The 23,038-nt window shown below is 45.4% G+C and carries 20 protein-coding genes; 10 read left to right on the top strand and 10 right to left on the bottom strand.

The window, feature by feature from the left end:
- Positions 1-83: 83 nt before the first annotated feature.
- The 3 genes from ITG12_RS24610 to ITG12_RS24600 all read right to left on the bottom strand — a co-directional run bounded on the left by ITG12_RS24610 (position 84) and on the right by ITG12_RS24600 (position 4,691).
- The gene (locus ITG12_RS24610) at positions 84-1,475 is read right to left on the bottom strand and encodes an HlyD family type I secretion periplasmic adaptor subunit (protein ID WP_038871570.1); all 1,392 of its coding nucleotides are present in this window, start codon (positions 1,473-1,475) and stop codon (positions 84-86) included.
- Between the two features lie 113 nt (positions 1,476-1,588).
- On the bottom strand, positions 1,589-2,815 hold the full coding sequence (locus tag ITG12_RS24605) for a response regulator (RefSeq protein ID WP_248874388.1): 1,227 nt from the start codon (positions 2,813-2,815) through the stop codon (positions 1,589-1,591).
- Complete coding sequence (locus tag ITG12_RS24600) at positions 2,808-4,691, bottom strand: ATP-binding protein (RefSeq protein ID WP_248874386.1); 1,884 nt, start codon at positions 4,689-4,691, stop codon at positions 2,808-2,810. Before ITG12_RS24600 ends, ITG12_RS24605 begins: the two co-directional genes overlap by 8 nt.
- A 127-nt stretch (positions 4,692-4,818) precedes the next feature.
- Here ITG12_RS24600 and pdxH point away from each other — a divergent pair, with 127 nt between their 5' ends.
- Entirely contained in the window at positions 4,819-5,454 is a 636-nt protein-coding gene (gene pdxH / locus ITG12_RS24595; RefSeq protein WP_038879963.1) for a pyridoxamine 5'-phosphate oxidase, read from the top strand.
- Between the two features lie 90 nt (positions 5,455-5,544).
- On the opposite strand, the gene ITG12_RS24590 is transcribed toward pdxH, so the two are convergent.
- Positions 5,545-6,270 carry a helix-turn-helix transcriptional regulator gene (locus tag ITG12_RS24590; protein WP_248874384.1) on the bottom strand — a complete coding sequence of 242 codons (726 nt, stop codon included), beginning with the start codon at positions 6,268-6,270 and terminating at the stop codon, positions 5,545-5,547.
- Positions 6,271-7,049: 779 nt separating this feature from the next.
- Between ITG12_RS24590 and ITG12_RS24585 the strand changes: the two genes are divergently transcribed.
- The 5 genes from ITG12_RS24585 to ITG12_RS24565 all read left to right on the top strand — a co-directional run bounded on the left by ITG12_RS24585 (position 7,050) and on the right by ITG12_RS24565 (position 14,459).
- Positions 7,050-7,859 carry an AraC family transcriptional regulator gene (locus ITG12_RS24585; RefSeq protein ID WP_038879960.1) on the top strand — a complete coding sequence of 270 codons (810 nt, stop codon included), beginning with the start codon at positions 7,050-7,052 and terminating at the stop codon, positions 7,857-7,859.
- Between the two features lie 415 nt (positions 7,860-8,274).
- The gene (putA, locus tag ITG12_RS24580) at positions 8,275-11,406 is read left to right on the top strand and encodes a bifunctional proline dehydrogenase/L-glutamate gamma-semialdehyde dehydrogenase PutA (protein WP_248874382.1); all 3,132 of its coding nucleotides are present in this window, start codon (positions 8,275-8,277) and stop codon (positions 11,404-11,406) included.
- Between the two features lie 11 nt (positions 11,407-11,417).
- A complete protein-coding gene (locus ITG12_RS24575; protein WP_038871556.1) occupies positions 11,418-12,125 on the top strand; it encodes a 1-pyrroline-5-carboxylate dehydrogenase in 708 nt (235 codons plus the stop codon).
- A gap of 137 nt (positions 12,126-12,262) precedes the next feature.
- Positions 12,263-13,756 carry a sodium/proline symporter PutP gene (gene putP, locus ITG12_RS24570; protein ID WP_038871553.1) on the top strand — a complete coding sequence of 498 codons (1,494 nt, stop codon included), beginning with the start codon at positions 12,263-12,265 and terminating at the stop codon, positions 13,754-13,756.
- Between the two features lie 193 nt (positions 13,757-13,949).
- Positions 13,950-14,459, top strand: coding sequence for a MerR family transcriptional regulator (locus tag ITG12_RS24565; RefSeq protein ID WP_248874380.1), 510 nt, complete (start codon positions 13,950-13,952; stop codon positions 14,457-14,459).
- A gap of 123 nt (positions 14,460-14,582) precedes the next feature.
- Here the strand turns inward: ITG12_RS24565 and ITG12_RS24560 are convergent, their stop codons facing one another.
- Positions 14,583-15,113, bottom strand: coding sequence for a GNAT family N-acetyltransferase (locus tag ITG12_RS24560; RefSeq protein WP_248874378.1), 531 nt, complete (start codon positions 15,111-15,113; stop codon positions 14,583-14,585).
- A gap of 148 nt (positions 15,114-15,261) precedes the next feature.
- Between ITG12_RS24560 and ITG12_RS24555 the strand changes: the two genes are divergently transcribed.
- Positions 15,262-15,501: an RNA recognition motif containing protein gene (locus ITG12_RS24555; RefSeq protein ID WP_038871547.1), complete on the top strand. Its 240-nt coding sequence runs from the start codon at positions 15,262-15,264 to the stop codon at positions 15,499-15,501.
- 40 nt (positions 15,502-15,541) lie between these two features.
- On the opposite strand, the gene ITG12_RS24550 is transcribed toward ITG12_RS24555, so the two are convergent.
- Together ITG12_RS24550 and ITG12_RS24545 are read right to left on the bottom strand one after the other, a co-directional pair.
- Positions 15,542-16,066: a GNAT family N-acetyltransferase gene (locus tag ITG12_RS24550; protein ID WP_248874376.1), complete on the bottom strand. Its 525-nt coding sequence runs from the start codon at positions 16,064-16,066 to the stop codon at positions 15,542-15,544.
- Between the two features lie 7 nt (positions 16,067-16,073).
- A complete protein-coding gene (locus ITG12_RS24545) occupies positions 16,074-16,679 on the bottom strand; it encodes a histidine phosphatase family protein (RefSeq protein WP_248874374.1) in 606 nt (201 codons plus the stop codon).
- A 444-nt stretch (positions 16,680-17,123) separates the two neighbouring features.
- Here ITG12_RS24545 and ITG12_RS24540 point away from each other — a divergent pair, with 444 nt between their 5' ends.
- A complete protein-coding gene (locus ITG12_RS24540) occupies positions 17,124-17,372 on the top strand; it encodes a hypothetical protein (protein WP_038871541.1) in 249 nt (82 codons plus the stop codon).
- 7 nt (positions 17,373-17,379) lie between these two features.
- On the opposite strand, the gene ITG12_RS24535 is transcribed toward ITG12_RS24540, so the two are convergent.
- The gene (locus ITG12_RS24535) at positions 17,380-17,547 is read right to left on the bottom strand and encodes a hypothetical protein (protein ID WP_005428989.1); all 168 of its coding nucleotides are present in this window, start codon (positions 17,545-17,547) and stop codon (positions 17,380-17,382) included.
- A 322-nt stretch (positions 17,548-17,869) separates the two neighbouring features.
- Between ITG12_RS24535 and ITG12_RS24530 the strand changes: the two genes are divergently transcribed.
- Entirely contained in the window at positions 17,870-18,346 is a 477-nt protein-coding gene (locus ITG12_RS24530) for an Lrp/AsnC ligand binding domain-containing protein (protein ID WP_038871538.1), read from the top strand.
- 68 nt (positions 18,347-18,414) lie between these two features.
- Here ITG12_RS24530 and ITG12_RS24525 read toward each other — a convergent pair whose 3' ends face one another.
- Together ITG12_RS24525 and ITG12_RS24520 are read right to left on the bottom strand one after the other, a co-directional pair.
- On the bottom strand, positions 18,415-19,122 hold the full coding sequence (locus ITG12_RS24525) for a DUF445 family protein (RefSeq protein ID WP_038871536.1): 708 nt from the start codon (positions 19,120-19,122) through the stop codon (positions 18,415-18,417).
- 635 nt (positions 19,123-19,757) lie between these two features.
- On the bottom strand, positions 19,758-21,596 hold the full coding sequence (locus ITG12_RS24520; RefSeq protein ID WP_042605099.1) for an ABC transporter ATP-binding protein: 1,839 nt from the start codon (positions 21,594-21,596) through the stop codon (positions 19,758-19,760).
- A gap of 405 nt (positions 21,597-22,001) precedes the next feature.
- Between ITG12_RS24520 and ITG12_RS24515 the strand changes: the two genes are divergently transcribed.
- The gene (locus ITG12_RS24515) at positions 22,002-23,003 is read left to right on the top strand and encodes an arginine deiminase-related protein (protein WP_248874372.1); all 1,002 of its coding nucleotides are present in this window, start codon (positions 22,002-22,004) and stop codon (positions 23,001-23,003) included.
- Positions 23,004-23,038 lie beyond the last annotated feature (35 nt).

Raw genomic sequence — 23,038 nt, 5'->3', positions numbered from 1 at the left:
AATGCGTTCGTGGGTGAGAAAAGTGCTTTTTATTTAACCACTTGTCGTCACTTAAGAACACATTATTTGTACCTTGCAGATACTTACTCCTTCAGTGCGTTGGTTTTGGCGCTCAAAATCGGTTTAAGCAAGTATTCCAAAACGGTTCGTTTCCCTGTGATGATATCGACCGATGCTGTCATTCCGGGAATGATTGGTAAGTCAGCATCCTGTCCAAAATTGGTTTTATCGGTACGGACTCGAACAATGTAGAAGCTGTTGCCTTCTTCATCTTGTGTGGTATCCGCACTGATGTGTTCTAGTTCACCTTCTAGACCGCCATATTTGGTGAAATCATACGCGGTAAACTTCACGATGGCGTGAAGGTCTGGACGCAAGAAAGCGATGTCTTTTGGGGCTATCTTTGCTTCGACCAATAAAGTGTCTTCGGTTGGAACGATTTCAACAATGTCCATACCTGGCTGAATAACACCACCAACGGTGTTCACGTTGAGAGTTTTGATGGTGCCGGTTACTGGAGAAACCACCACAGTGCGGTTTACTCGGTCTTCTAGGCCTACCGCGGATTCTACGAGTGCGGACAGTTGGTCTTGAGTGCTATTGAGCTTTTCTTGTTGTTCAGAGCGGAATTTCAATGCCACATCAATACGGTTAAGCATGGATTCTCGTATCGCAGAACGAAGCACTGGAATTTTCAGTTCGCTAGAGGTCATCTCACGGCGAGTATCGTTTACTTGGCGTTGAAGTTTGAGTAGCTCAATACGAGGTACGACACCTTCGTCTGCCAGTGGCTTCGTGATGTCTAGCTCTTTCTTCGCGAATCGGTAGCTTTGGCGCAAGTTGTTAACTCGAGCCCTAATTTCAACCAAATCTTGTTGTTTCTGCTTAACTTGCTGATCGATAACTGACAGCTGGTTGCGTAAGTTGTCGAGATCTTCGCGGTACTCTGCTTTTTGGCGTTGGGTGAGGCGAGGTTGGTTCTCTTCAAGTGTCGGTGGGAATGTCAATTTACCGTAATCGAGTAAGACACTTTGTTCCCAGTCTTTGTCTTCAAAATCACGGTTCACTTCTACACTGCTGATGGAGGCTGAAAGCTGCAACACCGAAGCCGTTAAGTTCGCTACTTGTTGTTCACGTTCTCGAAAGTCTGAGCGAAATCGCGTGTCGTCAATCAGCAACAGCTGCTGGCCTTTCTCTACTTGCTCGCCTTCTTTTACTAAGATCTCTTTGACCAAGCCACCTTCAAGGTTTTGTACCACTTGGATTTGAGAAGAAGGAATGACTTTGCCTTGACCAACCGTCACCTTGTCGATTTGCGCCCAAGATGCCCAGCCAATAGCAGCAACAAAAAACAACACCATAACCCACAACATAAGGCGGGCACTACTCGGCGTGTTCAGGAGCAAAGCAGCGGTTTTATCGTCAACAAAATCCAACTCGTCGTTGCTTAGCTTGTTGTAGTTGTCTCGGCTCATCACATTCCTTGTTTTATAAAGACGGTTTATCTTTTTGATCTTATTATTATTAACCGACCATGTCAGCATGCTCGGTTAATAAAAATGTGTGAAAGGGGTAGATGGCCCCTCTTTTACAGTGCCTTGAACTTTGTTTTATCCAACTGATGTCGTTTTAGTTTGTCATACAAGGTTTTTCGCGACACCTGTAATTCTAGTTGAACCTCTTTGAGTCTGCCTCTATGTCGTTGTAGTGCATCGAACAATAAGCAATATTCAAAGTGTTCTGTGCGTTGAGTCATACTTTGGATTTCAATGCTCTTTTCACTGTTCCAGTCTTCCATGCGAAACGCATCTGGTTTGAGGGCGCGCAATTCCGCAAACTGCCTCAATTGTTTGATGTTTTCTGGCCAAGCCAGTTCTGTTATTCGTTTTACTTCTGCCAAACTGATTTGTGGTGGTTGCAACTGATAACGACTGGCAGCATGGCGAACAAAATGTTTATACAGCGGGCCTATGTCTTCTTTGCGCTCGTCCAAGCTCGGCATGCGAATCAACTTAGCCAATGTCTCGACTCCTTGCACTACTTTGTTTGCGGCCCCAAACACGCGTTGCAAGCTTGGGTGCTTAAACAGGCATTGCCATTGTGGTAATGAGATGTGTTCGGCACTGTGAAGATACAAACTGCAATGTGGCCTCCCTTGTGACAAATGATAAATCGCTTTGTCGAACGCATCCGAGCTTAATTCATATAAATCTTCACCAGACGCGACGATCATTTCACTGTCTGACGTGGCATGAATATCGTGGGCAAATTGCGCAGCGAGTCTTCGTCCTGTGCCATCTTCGCCAAAAAAGATCAGTGGCTGGTGGAGTGAGGCGCTGATTAAGGTTCGGCGAATATCGACTATAACTTGGCTATGACCAATCATTTTTGGCCCCACGTGCGTTTGCATATCGAGCTCTTTTTTCAACCAGACGTTTTCTTGCAATAGAGTCAGTTTGTCACTGGCGTTATTCAGTGATTTTAACAGTTGCTCTGTCGAGAATGGCTTTTCGAGAAAGTCATATGCGCCACTTTTCATCGCCTCTACTGCTGTTTTTACATCACCGTGGCCCGTGAGAACAATAAACTGAAAGTGATTGTTTTTGCTCAGCAGCGTGCGCATAAACTCTAAGCCGTTCATCACTGGCATATGGATATCGGTAATGATCAAGGCTGGTGTGTGCGGGTCGATAACGCGTAGTGCTTCGACTGCATTGGGAAAACAGGTTACTTCGATATCTTCAATTAAAAGCGCTTGTGATACAGCATCACGAATATGCGGTTCATCATCGACAAAGAAAACGGGATTATGCATAGGTGTTTTCCCCTAAGGACGGTGTTGTAGCGAGTGGAACCGTGATAATAAAAGTCATACCGTTTACTTTTTGTGTTTGAGCGTCTAGATGTTGGTAAGCGCTCAAAGCACCTTGGTAGCTCTCTAAAATACGTTTTGAAATGGTTAACCCTAAGCCCAATCCCTCGGGCTTGGTAGTGAAGAATGGGTCGAAGACTTTTGCTAAGGCACTCTCGGACATGCCTGGGCCGTTGTCGGAAACTAAAATATCGCAGTGAGTTTCTTCACATTGCACGGCAATCGAAATTTGTGGATCAATGCAGTAGCTATCCATGGCTTGCGCCGCATTATGAAAGAGGTTAATCAGCACTTGCTCAAGCTCAACGCTGTGAATCGCTAACCTCACGTTATATTCAATAGTTGGCACTTTTAATGTTACGCCTTGCTTGATTAGCTTGTTACTCAAAATTCGCGTGGCGTTGTGTACAGCATCATGCAGGATGGCGACTTCGCTGTGTTGGTTGCTGTCGGTTTTGCGTGTAAAGACTTTTAAACGAGCAATGACTTCGGCAATCGTGTTGTTGAGTGACAGCATCTTATCCAAATTGCTTGCCACCATAGGGTAACGCTCCTTTGCCATCAAACGTTGTGAGTTTTCGGTGTAGGTTCGCAGCGCGGCAAGCGGCTGGTTAATTTCGTGATTGATGCTGGCGGACAGCTCCCCAAGCAGTGCGAGTTTGGCTGCTTGCGTCAACTCTTGTTGAGTTTGCTTGAGTTCTTGCTGACTCTTCTCATATTGATGCACGGTTTGCTGCAATTTGTGGTTGGCTTGGCTGAGGACCAAAGTTCTTTCCGAGACTTTTTCTTCCAAGTTCGCGTTCACATTCGCGAGGCGTGCTTTGTTGACCAGCATTTGGAACCAAGCCAAAGCAATTAAACCAACCAAGGCATACAACAGCAGATAAATGACATCGGCTTGAAGAACGGCGGTGAGTACTTCTTGCTGGCTGATCAGTGCTACAACACGAAAGCCTTTTTCAAACAACTGGGTCGCGTATGCTAGATAGTTTGGAGAGAGTAGAAGTTGATTGTTTTCAAACTGCGTCGCACCACTTTTCCCGGTTAACTCACCACGATATTCTGGTAGGGAGTGGCCGTATTGTTGGGTTTGACTGAGTTCATGTTTTGCTGCTTCGGAAAGTGGGAACAATGCGCGATAACGCCAATCCGGTAGATTACTCATGAAAACGACGTCATGCACGCCTGTGACGAGTAAATCTCCATCGTCTTGAACCAACCTTTGTTCAAGTTGTTCTAAGTTGACTTTAACCGTAATCACTCCCGCGACTTTGTCATCAACCCAAAGCGGAGATGAGAAGAAATAGCCCCGCTTATTAGAGCGAACGCCTAATCCAACGTATTGGGCTTTCTCGCCATTGAGCGCGTTTTGAAAATAAGGGCGAAAGGCAAAGTTAGAGCCCACAAAACTGTCGTCTTGCTGGTAATTACTTGATGCGATTACTAAGCCCGTTTTGTCGTGGACATAGATGGTATCGGCCAAGCTTTGTGTGAGCCATTCCGCCAACAAACGGTTAAGTGCATCAGACGGTTTTCCGATTTTTACAGCGTCGAGCAATCTTGGGTCGTGGCTGAGTAGATTGGGGATTTGTTCAAACTTAGCCAACTCATAATCGATCTCCTGAGCAACTTGCGTGGCTTGGGTTTGAAGTTTTTTTTGCCATTGATCATGTTGATGCTGGGTTGCGTACTTATGAGTCGATATTAGCCCGACCATACCGATGGCGAGCAACACCAGCAAAAAATGGCGCAGAGCTTTGGGGTTGAGTAGGTTCACGGTTGGCTCACTCGTTTTTAACGCCATGTTATCAAAAGGCATTTAACGATGCTGTGAGCCGCAGCGACAACGTGACACAACACAAATCGCAATCAGAGTTATCGTTTGCTGTCCTTGAAATTGAGTATCATCGGGCGCACAATCGGAAAAAACGAGTGAAGGAGTGAAGATGGAACTTGCTGATATTCGTCGTGAGTACACAAAAGGTGGCCTGCGTCGTAAAGATTTAAAAGCAGATCCTGTCGATCAATTTAATTTGTGGTTGGCGCAAGCGGTAGAAGCTGGCTTGACCGACCCTACTGCAATGACCGTTGCCACGGTTGATGAGAATGGCATGCCATTTCAACGTATCGTACTACTGAAAAGTGTCGATAAAGATGGTTTTGTGTTTTACACCAACTTGGGCAGCCGCAAAGCACAGCAGCTTGGGCACAATAGCAATATCAGCCTACATTTCCCTTGGCATCCGCTTGAGCGTCAGGTCCATATTACGGGCGTTGCAGAGAAGCTGTCACCGATGGAGAACATGAAATATTTCACTTCTCGCCCGAAAGAGAGCCAACTTGCTGCGATCGCCAGTAAACAGAGTAGCCGTATTTCCGCTCGAGGCGTGTTGGAAGGCAAATTCTTAGAGCTGAAACAGAAATTCGCCAAAGGGGAAATCCCAATGCCAACCTTCTGGGGTGGCTTCCGTGTGAAACCGCAAAGTATCGAGTTTTGGCAAGGTGGCGAGCACCGCTTGCATGACCGTTTCTTGTTCTCAAATCAAGAAGGTGATTGGGACATCGACCGTCTTGCGCCGTAGTCACTTCGATGAAGAGATAAAAAAACACCGCCGAAATTGGCGGTGTTTTTGTTTGCACAGAATCAAGAATCAAGAATCAAGAATCAAGAATCACCGTTCGCCGTTAAGCACCACAGAGAGCTGATGTTTAAGTAGGGTCTTTGGCACAATGGAGCCGTAACCAGCTTCCATCGCTTTGTCGATCAACTCATTCTTGCTGTTGGCTTCAAACTTCGTACGTAGACGAGCAACATGCCCCTCTACTGTTTTAGTGGAAATACCCATGACCTGAGAGATGAATTGCGGTTTTTTTCCATACAGCAATAGGAATAAGGTTTCTTGTTCGCGGCAGGTTAGCTTTTCGGGTTCGGGTTCGGGTTTCAGGTTAGAGAAGCGGAAGATTGATTTTTTGCTCGGGTTTCCACCAATGGCTCGACAAACCCAGTAGCCAACTTCAATGACCGCGGTGTCGGTCAGTTCACGCCCATAAAAGATGGTGCCAATTATGTTGCCATCGTCATCTCGCCACGGCGTTTTAGTAAAGATATGCGCTCGCCAATGACCATCAGGATAGGGGTGGATATCGAGGATCTTCAGTGACTCGCCAGTCTCAATAACATGCTTATCTTGCTCTTGAAACTCTTTTGCACACTCAATGGTTGGGCTCGCCATTTCAAAGTCTGTCTTTCCAATACAGGCTTCAGGTGAATCGTAGCCTATCAATTCTGCGTATTCCTGATTCACATATCGGAATACTGACGCTTTATCTTTGCATCCCCAACAACCCGGTAGCTGTCGGAGGAGCGACTGTTCTATGGTATTGACTGGAATATTCACAAGAGGGCTCACTACTGCTACGTATCGCCTGCTTTATTGCAGGTCAGTGTTCTCACTTCGATTATCCTGAAATTTCTCTTACGAAATCGTTCCTTGATCATGCTTTCAGGAATTGCGCCAGACAAACTGGAAAAGAGAGAAGATAGATCAAGTTAGCTCAGCGTGATGATTAAGCTCAGGATACGGTGAGGTGGCCCATATAATATCAGCTTATGCCATTGTTTTCATTGGCGTAGAGCAAAAAAAAGGCCAGCCTGAAGACGGGCTGGCAACACAAGATATAATCTTGTCGACGTGTAGAAGAGGTTCTAAATTACATAGCGAGGGTCTGCTAAGTAAGTTAGAGGTATCAAGTAGATACCGGTGAACTCAGGGTCGTATGCATCCTAGAGCTCGAGGTCTAATGTATTGAATTGAGCGTATATTGGTAAGGGGGGAATTCCCTCTATGTTGCTGTTTTCTGGTTAATTCATGCGCTTTTGATCGTAATTTTGACCTCTTGACTTACATTGGTGTGCACTTCAACCGCAAAGATCTTTTGAGTCGAGCTGTCTCAACTTTAGTAATTTTGACTATCTATCCGTTTTTGTTAAAAAAATTGGTTGCACATTGACCGTAAGTTACTCTTACATGATCATCGTTCCGGAACTATGATCATGTAGAATGCCTTGATCGTGTTGGTTTGATCTTGTGCGATTGAGTTGGGGAAGATTTGCAACCCCACCGAGAAGGTATATGATGCCAAGGTGTAAGCCGACCGTGAAAGACGACAGTTTTAAATGAGTGATTCAAATAACCCGAAAGCCCCGCTGTATAAAGAGATCGCGCTGCCTAAACCAGCAGAGTTGATCACGCTTCCGTCTTATATGGATTGCCATGATCATGCTTACACGCAGATCGTGATCGGTTTGAAAGGCCAAGCGGAATTTGAAGTTCGTGGACAGGGTAATTTAGTTGGTCCGGGACAAGGTTGCATCGTAACGGCGTCTTCTGATCATGCTTTCGGCGGCGTGATTCATCAATCAGACATTTTGGTGCTCAACATGCCAAAGCCTGCTAATGATGACCCTGAGATGCTACAGAAAATCAATAATCTAGAGCGCTCTCACCTTTACTTCCAACTGGATGGTCAAATCCAAAAGCTGATTCAGATGTTGGTACAGGAGATGCGTAATCATCCTGATGATTTACTGCTTAGTCGCGCTTGTAACGATACTGTGATTGCGTTGATGCAACGCCATATCTCTTCATTTGAAACATCAAAAAAAGATTCACGATTCGATTTGGATGCGATAGATCGTTACATCGAGCAGCATTTGAGCCATAAAATCAGTGTTGCGCAGTTGGCAGGTAGTGTGTTCTTGGGCGAAAGCCAGTTCCACAGCTTATTTAAAGAGCAAATGGGTATAACGCCGCATCAGTATGTGCTAGGTAAACGTATTGATATGGCGCGTGATTTGATTGAGCAAGGCCACCTTACGTTCGGCCAGATAGCCGAATTTACAGGTTTTTCTAGCCAAAGTACTTTCACGCATACTTTTACTCGTTTACAAGGTTTGTCACCTTCGCAGTATAAGAAACAGAGTTAATAAAATATCTTTCTTTTTGTTCGTCTTGTTGCTTATTGATAGAACGCCGCGCATTGGTCGCGGCTTTTTTACGTCTGTATTTTGCACAGGAAAGTCGAACTTTTTTGCGTAATTCCCCTTTAAATTTTCAGTGTTTTTGCCCATTCCTCACAAAATCACAATCTAAATCCTTCTTATTCAAATAAAAATTGCCCAAAACCTGTCTACTTTTGTTGTAAATGACATGCAAAAATTAATTTTTACAACACAATATATTATCTAATTGCGTGTGACTATGTAGATGTTTTGTTATAAAAGCGAGTTTTTAGCAAAAAGCTCGGAGTTTTTGACAAGTATTCTTCTCGGGCTCAAAATACACTGCCAGCCATTGATGATCCTCGAAGCGGTTTTCGAGGAGAGAGATTGAGGAAAACGCATGTTTACTGCAACAAACGTGTTAACACCGGAATTTATCGAGCAACCGCTTGATAAGTTGTGGTCACTGATCTCGCCATTGTACATGGTGGACGAGTCTCAATGGCTAGAGCAATTATTGCCACTAGCAACGCCGACAGCGGAAGAAAAGTCGGCAATCACGACCCAAACAACTCAGCTTATCGAAGCCATTCGTGCCGATAAGAAGTCAATTCAGATGATTGATGCGCTGTTGTTGGAATACAGCCTAGATACTCAAGAAGGCATCTTGTTGATGTGTCTTGCAGAAGCGTTGATGCGTATTCCGGATTCAGCGACGGCCGATGCACTGATTAAAGACAAATTAAGTGTTGCGGATTGGAAATCTCACCTTAAGAGTTCAGATTCTGTCTTCGTTAACGCTTCAACTTGGGGGTTGATGCTGACAGGTAAAGTGATTGGCATTGGTGACCAAGAAACCCAGAGCCCAAGTCAGGCTGTAAACCGTCTGGTGAACAAATTCTCTGAACCTGTGATTCGTAAAGCCATGTATCAGGCAATGAAGATCATGGGTCACCAGTTTGTACGTGGTCGTACGATTGAAGAAGCACAAAAGAACGGTCGGCCAATGCGCGACAAAGGTTTCACTTACTCATTCGATATGTTGGGTGAAGCGGCGCTAACCACGGCAGACGCAAGTAAGTACTTCAAAGACTACCTAATGGCGATTGAAGCCGTAGGTCGAGAAACGTATGGCAGTGACACGAGTCCTGCGCCTTCTGTTTCTATCAAGCTTTCAGCACTTCACCCACGTTACGAAGTAGCGAATGAAGAACGCGTGATGACTGAGCTTTACGATACGCTGACGCAACTGCTTAAGCGCGCTATCGAAGTGGATGTTGCCATCACGATTGATGCAGAAGAAGCAGACCGCCTTGAGCTGTCACTGAAGCTGTTCGAAAAACTGTACTGTAGCGATCTACTCAAAGGTTGGGGCAAGTTTGGTCTTGTGGTTCAAGCCTACTCGAAACGTGCGCTGCCAGTATTGGCATGGTTGAACGGTTTAGCGAAAGAGCAGGGCGATCTTATCCCACTGCGTCTCGTGAAAGGCGCGTACTGGGACAGCGAAATTAAGTGGTCGCAACAAGCGGGTTACGAGAATTACCCTGTTTACACGCGCAAAGAAGCGACGGATGTTGCTTACCTCGCGTGTGCACGCTTCCTACTAAGTGAAGGCGTGCGCGGTAATATCTTCCCGCAGTTTGCTAGTCACAACGCGCACACTGTTACTGCAATTGCTGTGATGGCAGAGCACAAAGATTACGAATTCCAGCGTCTGCATGGTATGGGCGATTCGCTTTATAACCATGTGATGGACACTTATGGTCAGCCAGTACGTATTTACGCGCCAGTCGGTAGCCATGCGGACCTACTGCCTTACTTGGTTCGTCGCTTACTAGAAAACGGCGCGAACAGTTCATTTGTGCACCGTTTGGTCGATGCACGTTGTCCAATTTCAGAGCTGACGCATCACCCTGTTGATGTGCTGACCTCTTTTGAGACGCTACACAACGGTCAAATCCCAATGCCAACTGGCATCTTCCCAGAACGTAGAAACTCATACGGTGTGAACGTTGATATCGACAGCGAAGCGAAGCCGTTTGAAGCGCAGGTTGAAAGTTTCCTAACCCAGAAGTGGACTGCGGGTCCGATCATTAACGGCGTGAAACATGCCGAAAGCATGATCAAGGAAAACTCCGCAGAGATCATTACTGCTCCTTACGATCGTCGTATTGAGGTGGGCCAGGTGGCTTTCGCAAGCCTTGATCATGTTTCCGCTGCGATCGAAGCGGCTGATGCTGCATTCCCAGAGTGGAAAGGCACCGTTATTGAACAAAAAGCGGCGTGTCTGGATAAGCTTGCGGATCTGATGGAAGAAAACTTGGCTGAGCTGGTGGCGATTTGTCACCAAGAAGCGGGCAAGACTATCCATGACAGCATTGATGAAGTGCGTGAAGCGGTCGACTTCTGTCGTTACTACGCGAAACAAGCGCAAAACCTTCAACCGTTCGAACTAGAAGGCTTTGATGGCGTGAAACGTATTTCGAGCCGCGAAGGGCTAGGCGTATTCGTTTGTATCAGCCCATGGAACTTCCCATTAGCGATTTTCCTTGGTCAAATCACAGCGGCATTGGTTGCAGGTAACACAGTTGTGGCTAAGCCAGCTGAGCAAACTAGCTTAATTGCGGCGCGTGCGATCGAATTGATGTTAGAAGCCGGTTTCCCAGCGGGCGTGATTCAGCTATTGCCGGGTCGTGGTGGTGAAATTGGTCATGCACTAACGTCTCATGATGCGATTGCAGGTGTAGCATTTACTGGTTCGACGGCAACGGCGCAGCGCATCAACGTGACGCTTGCCGAGCGCAGCGCGAAGCCAGTCCCGTTTATCGCTGAAACTGGCGGTCAAAACGCCATGATTGTGGATAGTACGGCACTACCAGAACAAGTTGTGCGTGACGTTATTCGTTCCGCTTTCGCTTCTGCAGGTCAACGTTGTTCTGCTCTGCGCGTTCTGTTCGTTCAAGAAGACGTTGCGGATCGCATCATCAATCTTATCCAAGGTGCAATGAATGAGCTGCATGTTGGTATTCCTTACCTACACAAAACCGATGTAGGGCCGGTTATCGACAGCAATGCAAAAAATAAACTCCTTGCTCACCTAGAGCACATGACAAGCACACAAACCAAAGTTGCTCAATTGCAATTGGATGAAACGTGCCAGCACGGTGATTTTGTGTCGCCAAGTGCGTTCGAAATCTCGGGCATTGATGTTCTGAAAGAAGAGCAATTCGGCCCTATCTTGCACATTGTTCGCTTTAAAGCGTCTGAGTTGCCAAACGTAGTTGAGCAAATCAACCAAACCGGTTTTGGCCTCACAATGGGCATCCACAGCCGTAATGAAACCACTTACCGTTGGGTTGAAAAACACGCTCGCGTGGGTAACTGCTACATCAACCGCGATCAGGTTGGTGCGGTCGTTGGCGTTCAGCCATTTGGTGGTCAAGGTTTGTCTGGTACAGGTCCGAAGGCGGGTGGTCCTCACTACCTATACCGCTTCACTAAACAACATCTTGTTCAAGCAGAGAAGGCGTAAGGAGTCGCATTATGGTTCATCAGATCACGTATTTTAAAGATGCATTCTCTGCTTGGGAGCAGTGGAATCTGACCGATTTTGATTACAAATGTGAGCATTTGCTGGCATTTAAATCTGCGATAGAAGAGCAGCATAGCGTGGCTGGCAAAGTGGTGTCTTACCACTTGCAACAAGCGTCAGCTCTGTTAGCGGAAACTCATCAGTTAGTGGGCCCTACGGGCGAAACTAACGAGCTGTACGCGGCGGGGCGTGGTGTGGCTTTGGTCGTTTGTGAAAACAACCTAGCGAATACTGAGAACGCACTGTACAGCACTTTTGCAATGATCACCTGTGCCCTGATTGCGGGCAACAGTGTGGTGATTTGTAGTGACAATACAGAACTTAATCAGATGGTTAAGCAGGCTGTAACGTCAGCAAACTTCCCATCTAACTTAATCCAAGTGGTTGCGTACGACGCGTCTTCCCCGCTGTTAGACAGCGACGTACGTAGTGTTGGTTATGTTGGGCATTCACAGGTTGAGCATGCGCTTAACCTGCAACTGGCTAAGCGTGACGGTGCCATCGTCGGTTTAGTTTCTGAAACGGATTTAGAGTCACCGACATTGACTCATGATCCTCATCTGTCGTTGCGCTTCATTACTGAGCGTACTCGAACGATAAATATTACAGCAGTGGGCGGTAACGCGACTCTACTCGAGTTGGGAAGCGACTCCCACTAACCTGACTTGTGATACCAATCTGAATCAAAAGAGCCTGAGAGCTTACTCGGGTTGGTATCTCTTACTTTGATGTATTGCTGCGATGGCAAAATATCAAAGCGGGCAAGGAAGGAAATAATTATAACGAGGACTATCAAATGATAGAAAATAGCTTTGCTATCACGACCACTTTTGTGGCGTATTTACTAATTATGGTTGCCATTGGCGTTTACGCGTATAAGAGGACTTCCAATTCATCTGACTACTTTCTAGGTGGTCGTAGCCTTGGTCCATGGCCAGCGGCACTCTCTGCGGGCGCATCAGACATGAGTGGTTGGTTGCTGCTGGGTCTTCCGGGGTATGCGTATGCAGCAGGTATCGAAGCGTTCTGGCTAGCGGGTGGTCTGCTACTGGGTACGTGGGCAAACTGGTTGATCAATGCGAAGCGTCTACGTACGTATAGTATTCAAACCGATTCACTAACGCTGCCTGAGTTCCTGTCGCGTCGCTTCAACGATAAGTCGAAACTGATTCAGACAATCTCTGCGTTCTTCATTCTTTTATTCTTCCTTTTCTACACCAGCTCAGGCTTGGTTGCAGGGGGTAAACTGTTTGAAACCGTATTCGGCTTGGATTACAGCATTGCCGTTATCATCGGTACCGTGTGTGTGGTTTCGTACACGCTATTTGGTGGCTTCCTGGCGGTATCTTGGACGGATTTAGTACAAGGTCTATTGATGGCGGCAGCACTGATGATTGTGCCTGTTGCTGTAATGGACGGTGGTCTAGGTCAACTAGCGACTGACATGCACAACATCAACCCAGAGCTATTAACGCTATGGAACGATGTGAAAGGTGAACCCCTATCGGCTATCGCGATCATTTCGCTAGCGGCTTGGGGCCTAGGCTACTTTGGTCAGCCACATATCCTAGCGCGTTTTAAAGCTTCTCGTTCAAACAAAGACCTAACAACAGCGCGTCGTATCGCTGTGGGTTGGACTGCGCTGTCTATGGCGGGTGCAATGCTTGTGGGTCTTGTTGGTCTAGTGTGGGTAACAGGTCACCCTGGTACCCAACTGGATGATGGTGAGAAAATCTTCATGCTATTGGTGAATACGGTATTCCACCCAGTCATTGCAGGTATCCTACTGGCGGCAATTCTTGCGGCGGTAATGAGTACTGCAGATTCACAGCTTCTAGTATCTTCATCAGCTCTTGCTGAAGACTTCTACAAGCAAGTGATTAAGCCAGATGCAACGTCTGAAGAAGTGGTAATGATTGGCCGTGTAGGCGTTATCGTGATTTCTCTTATCGCGCTATTCCTAGCAATGACGCCAGATAGCTCTGTTCTAGGTCTTGTATCTTACGCTTGGGCAGGCTTTGGTGCTGCGTTTGGTCCGGCAGTTGTACTTAGCCTTTATTGGAGCGGTATGAACCGTAACGGCGCACTAGCAGGTATCCTAATCGGTGGTGTGACTATCGTGGTTTGGAAACAGCTAACAGGCGGTTGGTTCGATGTGTACGAAATCGTACCGGGCATCATCTTCTCTACTATCGCTATCGTGGTTGTGAGCAAAATGACTGGCGGTGCTGCGCAAGACGTACTAGAGCAACACAAAGAGTACCAGAAGAAGTTGGTTGAACTAGACTAATCATTCTCAAGTGAAAACAAAGCCCGCGACCATCGCGGGCTTTTTTGTGTTTACTCTATGGTTGATGGTCGATGGTGATTTGAATGACCACTAACACCTCAATTAGAGAATTTCTGAGGTATAGTAAAAAACGTGTTGACCCGTCTATCAGTGTAGGGCTGATGCTATGTCTGTACCGACAAAAGGAGCCACTATGCTAACCGTAACCCAACTGGCCAGAGAGTGTGGACTCTCCCGTACTACGATTCTTTACTATGAACGTGAAGGCTTGCTAGCGCCTGCACATCGTTCAGAAAACGGTTATCGATGGTATGGAGAAAAAGAGATGCAGCGTTTAAAAACGATCTCGTCTTATCGTTCTTATGGGTTACCGATTTCCAGCATACGCACTTTGTTGGCACAGAAAGGCAAATCTCAAGCGGAGATCTTGAAAGACCATTTCAGTGAGCTCGAACGCGAGATTCAAAACCTACGAGCGCAGCAAAAAGCGATCGTGGTGCTATTACAAGAACCACAACTGATAGAGGATAATATTGTGACTAAAGAACGTTGGGTACAAATCATGCAAGCTGCGGGTTTCTCTGAAAACGACATGGTGACATGGCACCAGAAATTTGAAGAGATGGAGCCTGCTGAGCACCAAAAATTCCTTGAATCTTTGGGGATTGAGCAAGACGAAATTGTGCGCATTCGTGCTCTATAATTAGCGCCTAAGCAGCGCATAAAAACCGGTTAAATAAGAATAAGCCTCTTCGTGAGGCTTATTCTTATGGCGTTATATTCAATAGAAAAAAGTTTAATAACAGGCAGCTTGATAACAAACCGTTTAGTTGCGGATTTTTGAGTAAACTACAGTGTTGCTCAATTCCCCTGAGGTAGACAGGCGGTCGTGTCTCAACTCGCCTTCAAAATCATAGCCACAACGCTCTGCGACGGCGCGGCTTTTTAGGTTGGTTGAATCTGCCGTAATAGCAATGCGCCTCGCACCAAGATCTTCAAACGCGTAGCGCTCTAGTTCAAGCACCGCTTCGGAGATGTAACCATTGCCCACTGCGGTATCATCTAACCAGTAACCGATCTCAAATGCTGGTATTTCTTGGTCTCTAATCATCAAGCCTACGGCGCCAATTAAGCGATCGCTTTCCTTTTCGATGATGAAGTAACGTAATTCCTCTTCGAAGTTTTCAAAGTTGGCGATGGCTTTTTCTGTTCCCTCAATCATGGCTTCTAGTGTGAGCACATGTGGCACCCAAGGAAGGTACGTTTCGAGCGTCTTCTGGCTGCGCACAACCGCTTGATGTGCTTCTTCTGCACGTTCCAAACAAGCAGGGACTAACTTAAGACGTTTCGTTTCCATGTCGATTCTCCTTTGGGTGAAAAATGAACGAAAAATCATTTAATCAGATGTACTTAGAATGATCTAGTCGTTAGTACAATATTATTCGCTTGGTTTGCTTGGAAGAACCTGAGAGAATCGTACGGTTATTAAACCAACTAGGTTCATTATGAAACTTTTAGTAAGAAACTTGGCTCGTGAAACGACCGAGCAAGATATGCGCACATTATTCTCAGCGCACGGCAAAGTAGAACTTTGTACTCTGGTTCTTGATCAAGAAACGGGTCTATCGAAAGGGTTTGGCTTTGTGATCATGCCAGATGAAGCAGAAGCAATTGCTGCACTAGAAGCGCTAAACCTTTCTAGCGTCGCGAAAAGCAAAATCCGCGTGAAAGTCGCTCAAGACTAAGATAGAGAAAAGCCAGCATCATCGCTGGCTTTTTTGTCCTTCAAACGAACGTTTTTTGATAGACACAAACTTCACGCTCAGCCCCTTTAGGGCCAACCCAAGTGTTTTCGACATAAGGTACATTGAGTTTGTTTATCACCGATTTGGAACGGTGGTTTTCTACTAAGTGCAGTACCTTAATTCCGGCTAACTCAAAGTCGACACGTGCGAACTCGATGAGGGCGTTCGTAGCTTCAAACGCGTAACCCTTCCCCCAGTAAGGGACACCTAGCCAATATCCTAAAGTACCATAACCATCCTCAATTCTCGGTATGCTCACGGCCCCTAATAACTCTCCTGACTCACGCAAGGTAATCGCGTAGACGACACCTCTGCGCTCGTTGTACATTGGCTCATGTCCTTCAATCCATGCTTTCGCCATAGACAGCCCATAAGGATGTGGAATGTTCGCGGTCATATCTGCGATGATTTTTTCACCCGCGAGTAAAGCGACGCGTTCACTATCTTCATGCTGAAAAGGTCGCAGAATGAGTCGTTCAGTAAAGAGTTTTGGTTGTGTTGGCATAACGGCATCACCTTACAGATTGAATGACCCACACATCAAGATCAGGTCGGTAGGTAGTATCGAAGTAGCCTAAATCGTGAAATGCGAATTGAACTCCAGCTTCATTCGCTCTAGGTTGGTTGCCGCAAATCACATTGAACATGGCGCTCATAAAACGGCCGTGGGACACCACCAAGTAACGGCCACGGCCTCTTCTGGTGATGGACTGAAGAGCAAGGCTAGCACGTGCAAAAAGTTCCACACCGCTTTCCCCTTCATTGGCAGAGACAACGCAAGGTTGGTACGGGTTGACGAAATCAGCCATAGGGTATTTGTGTTGAGATTCGCTAAAAGGTAGCCCTTGCAAAGGGCCGTTATCACGCTCCATCAATTCATCATGTGTGGTCATAGGGACATTTAGGTGTGTAGAAAATATCTCTCCAACATGACGTGCACGCTGCATTGAGCTACTTAAAATCGCATCGTACTTTCGCCCTTCTTCGGCAAATTGTTTCGCGCGATTTTCGGCTTGTTGAATCCCTACTTCGGTGAGCGGACTATCAAAGCGCCCTTCGTGAACGCGTAAATCATCCGCTTGTGAACGTCCATGACGAACAAAAGTAATGTGGATCATCGGTGACTTCCTTGTCAGTTATTTTTATTTGGCAGGCACGCTGAACAATAGCATGGCTTTACCAAATAAAAGTGGGTTCAACTAATTCATATCCTTGTGATTCTCTATTATTTTTGTATGAAATTCACACTGTAAATCGCTGAAATTTGAACCGGTGATGATGGGGGGCTTGATAATTGTCAGCCGTCGCCAATCTCTTTTGAATAAAAACAAACCGCAATAATAACTTATGTGCTATGTCGCGTAGAATTACATACATAAGCGTTATTTTTCATAATTGAGGAATGAAAGTTGAGGTCTGACCAAGGTCTCATAATTTGACCACTGGAAAGGGATTTTTTGGAGGTGGGACACAAAAAAACAATGGGGCTTTTTTATTGTGGAATTATTTTGAACAAAATATGTCAATTGTCAGTAGCACAGGAAAAAGCAGGGAGAGATGTAATGCCAGATATTTATTGCTCAGCTTGTAGAAGATCAACGCAGCATAAAGTGATCATGAAGCGTTGTGAACCAGAGCAAATTGCGACACTGAGCGGCAAAGTGGTGAGCTTTACGCAGCTGATGGCCAAGTTTGTAACAGGTGAACACTATTACGAAATGGAGCCTCAATATTATTGTCGTTGCTGTAACCATCGCGCTATTGGTGAATTAGTTCAGCATCCAGCGCGACAGACATCAGCGATAATGTAACCGGCGTTTAGGCTGCGAGTTCTTTCTCGGTAGCAAATGGTAATCCGTCGATCATAACTGGCCAGCCGTAAGAGGCATATTCAGACGCCAGAGACTTTGCGACTTCGTGTGAAACGGTCGTGTACGTCCATTCGCCAACACCAAATGGTTTGTACGCGAGTTGTAGGGTTAACATTGCTTTCTCCTCATTATTTTTGCCTATTATTACCTTACTATTTGGCTCATTTCTTTTCTTTAAAGCTCGTATTTTTCTCTCCAAAGTTCATCATTCCATTTTTTCGTTAACAAAATTATCTTATTAATAAAGTCACCTATATTGGTCTGTGTATCTATAAATTTGGCATATGAATGTTTTCATTTTTTGAACGTTTGACACTTTTTTGTACATGGCAATCGTTAAATGTATGCAGGTTTCACACGTTCTCTCTTTCACTATTTGCAAACTGAATAGTAACTATTAATCTGAAGGCTCCTAAGTTGTTAAAAGGATGTGGTTAATGAGTTATCAACTAGACAGAATTGATTTACAGATTTTAAGGATTCTGCATTCTCGAGGCCGAATTCCGATCGTTGAATTGGCAAAACAAGTCAATTTAACCACGTCTCCATGCTCTGAGAGAGTCAAAAGACTCGAAAAAGAAGGCTACATTAATGGCTATCACGCCGAACTTAATGCGGAAAAGTTAGGTTTAGATGTACAAGTTTTTATCCATATTCGTCTCGATCAAACCAGCTTTTCGATTTTTGAAAAATTTGCTAAAGCCGTAGAGCTGATGCCAGAGATTGAAGAGTGCTATTCATTGTCTGGTGATTTTGACACCATGATTAAGGTAAGAGTAAGGAACATGAAAGCTTATCAAGAGTTCATGTCGAGTAAGCTTGGGACGTTGCCTGGTGTGATTCAGACTCGTAGCGAAGTGGTGATCGAAGAGCATAAAACGGGGTTTGGCGTTAATCCAGAGCTGTTAAGCTAACTAAGGCTAAATGCTAGATACAAAAAAGGAGCCTACTGGCTCCTTTTTTGTATCAGGTAGATAAATGCTTATGCGCTAACGTAGGTGGTTAAAATACCAATTAAACCACCAAAAACACCGCCCCAGACGACTAGCCAACCCAAGTGCTCTTTTATCATCTTCTGCACGATTTCTTTAACAAGAGCGGGCGTCAATTCACTTAGCCGCTGATCAATAATGCTTTCAATGTTTTGTTTGATTTCATCCATCATCGCTGGCGATTCCAATTGATCTTTTAACGCTGCTTTGATGGTGTCGCTTTGGCTCAGTTCTACAATTGATTCCTGCATCTTTTCAACAAACGGTTGTCTCATTGGTTGCAGGGCTTCTGTGCCCCCAAACATTGCAAGCATACCTCCAAACTGTGAGCCTTCGATGACTTCGACAAGTGAATCAAACGCTGGGTTTAAGTCCACTTTTTCGATGACAGGTTGAAGGTTGATGTTTACGCCTCCTGCCATTTCTTTATTAAGGAAACGGTCGATGTTTGCTTCAGTAAAGAACTGCTCCATCATCAAGTTTTTGATGGCCAGCTTAAACTCCTCGAACCGTGCAGGAATAACGCCAGAACCATAAAGCCCTGGAACTTTCTCAAACAGCATGTGGATGGCTAGCCAGTTGGTAATTGCGCCAGAAAACGCAAACAAACCTGCATACCAAAGGTAATCGTTTTGAATTTGGTATCCTGCACCCATCAGAGCGATAGCAAGGATATTAGTCAGCAAACTTTTGTTCATAGTGAGCGATTATGTATGAATTGAAGAAGGAATAAGTGAACATGATTCTATACCTAAGTCACACCGAGATGCTAGGTTGTGAGAATAATCGATTGGGTAAGGCGTGGTGATAAAGAAGCACAATGTTGATAAAGGCCAAAAAAACAAAACCCGACAATCATTGTCGGGCCACTGCTTTTTCTTAGAAAATCTAAGCGTCTTTTTTGGTCTTTTAGAAGCGGAAGATCTTACAGCAAAGTTGGCATTTCCAGCGCTCTGAGTAGCCGAATAGTTTATCTGCCCAACTTTGTTTTACTTGTACGATCTGCATTGAACCACATTTGCACATAAGCTAATTACCTTATTATTAGATTAATAACTAAGCCATCGATTGAGTATAGCTGTTTCTCAAAAAGTGAAATAACAAATGAAGCCAGCTCAATACTCTGCGTTGTGTCCACTGCTTTCGAATACGCAACGGGGCGCTATATTAACAGAAAAAATGTGATACGCACCCATATTATTGTTTTATATGTGAGACTTTGAGTGATCTCGATCACCTTTTGTTTGGGGTTATCAAAATTACCTTAGTAGACAGAAGGTAAAAAAACGGCGCTTGAAGCGCCGTTTCTGTTGGTCTCTTTTTTGAAAGAGATTTAGCTATTGGATTCTTCTCCAAGAAAACCACCGGTCTGGTGTGCCCAAAGCTGAGCATAAATGCCGTTGTTGGCAATCAGCTCTTTATGAGTCCCTTGTTCAACCACGTTACCTTTATCGAGCACTATCAGGCGATCCATTTGCGCAATGGTCGACAAACGGTGTGCAATAGCAATAACCGTTTTACCCTGCATGAGCTCGTTCAAACTTTCTTGAATTGCCGCTTCAACTTCTGAATCCAGTGCTGAAGTCGCTTCATCAAGTACCAGCAAAGGTGCGTCTTTTAGCAGTACTCGCGAAATGGCGATACGTTGGCGTTGACCACCAGACAGTTTCACACCACGTTCACCTACTTGTGCGTCGTATCCAACGTTGCCAAACGGGTCAGTTAGGGTTTCGATAAACTCATGCGCGTGCGCTTGCTTGGTGGCTTTGATCAGGTCTTCTTCGCTTGCATCTGGGTTGCCATACAAGATGTTGTCACGAATCGAACGGTGCAGCAGTGACGTATCTTGTGTCACCATGCCGATATTTGAACGTAGCGAGTCTTGTGTGACACTTGATATCTCTTGTCCGTCAATCTTGATACTGCCTTCTTCAACATCATGAAAACGCAGCAACAGGTTCACTAAGGTGGATTTACCAGCCCCTGAACGCCCGACCAGGCCGACTTTCTCTCCTGGTTTGATATTGAGGTCGAGGTTGCTTATCACACCCTTGTTTTCACCGTAGTGGAAGCTGACGTTGTCAAAGTGGATACCACCTTGAGAAACTTGCAGATCTTTTGCATCAGCTTTGTCTTTAATATCGATAGGTTTAGACAGTGTCTTCATCCCATCGACAACCGTGCCCATGTTTTCAAATAGAGCACCGACCTCCCACATTATCCACATTGACATGCCGTTCACGCGCAGTGCTAAACTGACCGCAATCGCGATGGCACCGACACTGATCGCGCTGTCTAGCCACAAGTAAATTGACAGAGCCGCTACCGAGAAAACCAGCAGGTAATTTGAAATCTCAACCGCGATATCAAAACCAGTCACCAAACGCATTTGACGGTACACGGTATTTAAGAAGCCTTTCATACCCTCTTCGGCGTAGTCGGTTTCACGCTTACTGTGCGAGAACAGCTTTACCGTCTGAATATTCGTGTAACTATCGACAATACGACCTGTCATGGTAGATCGAGCGTCCGCTTGTTCAGACGCAACGTCTTTCAGTTTCGGAACAAAATGCACTTGAATGGCAATATAAGCCAATAACCAAATGATCATTGGAATCATTAAACGCCAATCTGCTGCGGCTAACATCACGATCATGCTGGTGAAGTAGACAGACACATAAACAAAGACGTCCATCGTTTTCATGACGGTCTCACGCACGGCCAGTGAGGTTTGCATTACTTTGGTGGCAACACGTCCCGCAAAATCATCCTGATAGAAGTTCAGGCTTTGATTGAGTAAATAGCGGTGTGCCAACCAACGCACCGACATAGGGTAGTTACCAAGCAAGGTTTGGTGAATCAACAAAGAATACGCAACCACCAAAATGGGCATGACAATCAGTAACAACGCGCCGTAAAACATTAGCTCTGCTTTGTTGTCTTGCAAAAACGTTTCAGGGTTGCTGGTGGAAAGCCAATCGACCAACTGACCCATGGCACCAAATAAAGACACTTCCACGATCGCCACAATGGTCGACATGATCGACATGATGATCAGCGGTTTTTCAAAGCCGCGAGTGTAGTGGCGTAAAAACGCGAAAATCCCAGTAGGGGGCTGGTCAGGCTGTGATTTGGGGAACGGCTCGGTAAAGCCTTCAAATCGTTTAAACATAACTCTTCCTAAAGTTAATGGTTCCCATCTCAGTCATTGAATTCATCAATTCTTCCTGCCTTGGACTAAGCAGTTAATACTGAGTATGGGGTAAGACATATTGTGGTCTGCTAGCCAGAAAAGCAGACAAAGTTACGAATGTGAGAGAGGCGAAAAAATAGTCTAACCGATTGTCTTTTAAATGTAACTAGTTGGTTATTGCTTAATAGTCGGTGCATTATTCTTGAGAATGTGATTCACACTTCATAAAACAGTAAACCTTCAAAGTGACAATAAAAAATCGGGCTTTAGTGGTTTTTTACAGTAAATATTACTTTTGACTAATGGAATTATTATTAAAAACAGTAAAACTGAAGTTAACAATAATTTTACAATCTCATCATTCTAGTCAAAAGGAATGTTTGGATGCTATTACACGAATCAGTGCCTCAGAATGCACATGGAAAAGAAGAAAGCACGCAAAGTGCTCTGCGTCATACTGCAAATTGTGTTGTGATGGTGCCGCCGAAAGAGTTTCGTTTCAACGAAGAGACTGCGCAAGATAACGAATTCCAGCACCAAGTTTCTCTGACTCAAGAAGAAGTATCACGTAACACCATGGCTGAATTTTCCGCGATGGTTGAAATATTGCGTAAAGAAGGCGTGCAAGTCGTCGAGTTTGATTACCCTCAATCAGACATTGCCACGCCAGATGCGGTGTTCCCGAACAACTGGTTTAGCACTACCTCAGAAGGCACTTTGTATACCTTCCCGATGGCGTGTGATAACCGTCAGCATGAAGTTCGCCCAGATGCGCTGGTCGCGGCATTAGCGCAAGCGGGTCGAGAAGTACATCAACAAGACTCACTGACTGAATATCTGGATGAAGAAGCCTACCTAGAAAGCACGGGCGTGATGGTGTTCGATCACTTCAACAAAACCGTTTATGCCGCGCTCTCGCAACGTTGTGATCGTCTGGTGTTAGAAGATTACGCCAAGCGTATTGGCTATGATCGTGTGATTTCTTTTCAAACTCGTTTGCCTTCTGGTGCTCCGATTTACCACACTAACGTGATGATGGCTGTGGGTGAGCAGTTTTGCGTGATTTGTGATGAAGTGATCCCTGAGTTTGAACGCCGCTTTGTGCTTAAATCGTTGGCGAAAGACAAGCAGGTTATCTCGATTTCACTTGAGCAGATGAACCAGTTCTGCGGCAACATCCTTCAACTGGAAACGGTACGCGGCGATAACGTCATTGCTATGTCTCAATCGGCTTACGATGCGTTCTCATCAGCACAAAAAAATCAACTGGCGACTCACGGTAAATTGCTGCCATTCGACGTTTCTACCATCGAATCGATTGGCGGTGGCTCTGTACGCTGCATGTTAGGCGAAGTGTTCCTGCCAAGCCGCAAGGCCGTGCTTTAAGCCAACCCTGAATTTCCCCCCAAAAAGCACCATGT

The organism is Vibrio sp. ED002 (assembly GCF_023277445.1).
GTDB classification, from domain to species: domain Bacteria; phylum Pseudomonadota; class Gammaproteobacteria; order Enterobacterales; family Vibrionaceae; genus Vibrio; species Vibrio jasicida.
This window is presented reverse-complemented; position numbering and strand designations above follow the sequence as displayed.

What these genes read in the sequence shown, in the direction of transcription:
- ITG12_RS24535 (WP_005428989.1), bottom strand. Translation starts at nt 17,547, where the DNA reads ATGTTAACCCTACAACTCGCGTACAAACCATTTGGTGTTGGCGAATGG.
- ITG12_RS24560 (WP_248874378.1), bottom strand. Translation starts at nt 15,113, where the DNA reads ATGGAAACGAAACGTCTTAAGTTAGTCCCTGCTTGTTTGGAACGTGCA.
- ITG12_RS24585 (WP_038879960.1), top strand. Translation starts at nt 7,050, where the DNA reads ATGAGTGATTCAAATAACCCGAAAGCCCCGCTGTATAAAGAGATCGCG.
- putA (WP_248874382.1), top strand. Translation starts at nt 8,275, where the DNA reads ATGTTTACTGCAACAAACGTGTTAACACCGGAATTTATCGAGCAACCG.
- ITG12_RS24575 (WP_038871556.1), top strand. Translation starts at nt 11,418, where the DNA reads ATGGTTCATCAGATCACGTATTTTAAAGATGCATTCTCTGCTTGGGAG.
- ITG12_RS24600 (WP_248874386.1), bottom strand. Translation starts at nt 4,691, where the DNA reads ATGCCTTTTGATAACATGGCGTTAAAAACGAGTGAGCCAACCGTGAAC.
- ITG12_RS24530 (WP_038871538.1), top strand. Translation starts at nt 17,870, where the DNA reads ATGAGTTATCAACTAGACAGAATTGATTTACAGATTTTAAGGATTCTG.
- putP (WP_038871553.1), top strand. Translation starts at nt 12,263, where the DNA reads ATGATAGAAAATAGCTTTGCTATCACGACCACTTTTGTGGCGTATTTA.
- pdxH (WP_038879963.1), top strand. Translation starts at nt 4,819, where the DNA reads ATGGAACTTGCTGATATTCGTCGTGAGTACACAAAAGGTGGCCTGCGT.
- ITG12_RS24515 (WP_248874372.1), top strand. Translation starts at nt 22,002, where the DNA reads ATGCTATTACACGAATCAGTGCCTCAGAATGCACATGGAAAAGAAGAA.
- ITG12_RS24550 (WP_248874376.1), bottom strand. Translation starts at nt 16,066, where the DNA reads ATGCCAACACAACCAAAACTCTTTACTGAACGACTCATTCTGCGACCT.
- ITG12_RS24520 (WP_042605099.1), bottom strand. Translation starts at nt 21,596, where the DNA reads ATGTTTAAACGATTTGAAGGCTTTACCGAGCCGTTCCCCAAATCACAG.
- ITG12_RS24555 (WP_038871547.1), top strand. Translation starts at nt 15,262, where the DNA reads ATGAAACTTTTAGTAAGAAACTTGGCTCGTGAAACGACCGAGCAAGAT.
- ITG12_RS24565 (WP_248874380.1), top strand. Translation starts at nt 13,950, where the DNA reads ATGCTAACCGTAACCCAACTGGCCAGAGAGTGTGGACTCTCCCGTACT.
- ITG12_RS24545 (WP_248874374.1), bottom strand. Translation starts at nt 16,679, where the DNA reads ATGATCCACATTACTTTTGTTCGTCATGGACGTTCACAAGCGGATGAT.
- ITG12_RS24540 (WP_038871541.1), top strand. Translation starts at nt 17,124, where the DNA reads ATGCCAGATATTTATTGCTCAGCTTGTAGAAGATCAACGCAGCATAAA.
- ITG12_RS24605 (WP_248874388.1), bottom strand. Translation starts at nt 2,815, where the DNA reads ATGCATAATCCCGTTTTCTTTGTCGATGATGAACCGCATATTCGTGAT.
- ITG12_RS24525 (WP_038871536.1), bottom strand. Translation starts at nt 19,122, where the DNA reads ATGAACAAAAGTTTGCTGACTAATATCCTTGCTATCGCTCTGATGGGT.
- ITG12_RS24610 (WP_038871570.1), bottom strand. Translation starts at nt 1,475, where the DNA reads ATGAGCCGAGACAACTACAACAAGCTAAGCAACGACGAGTTGGATTTT.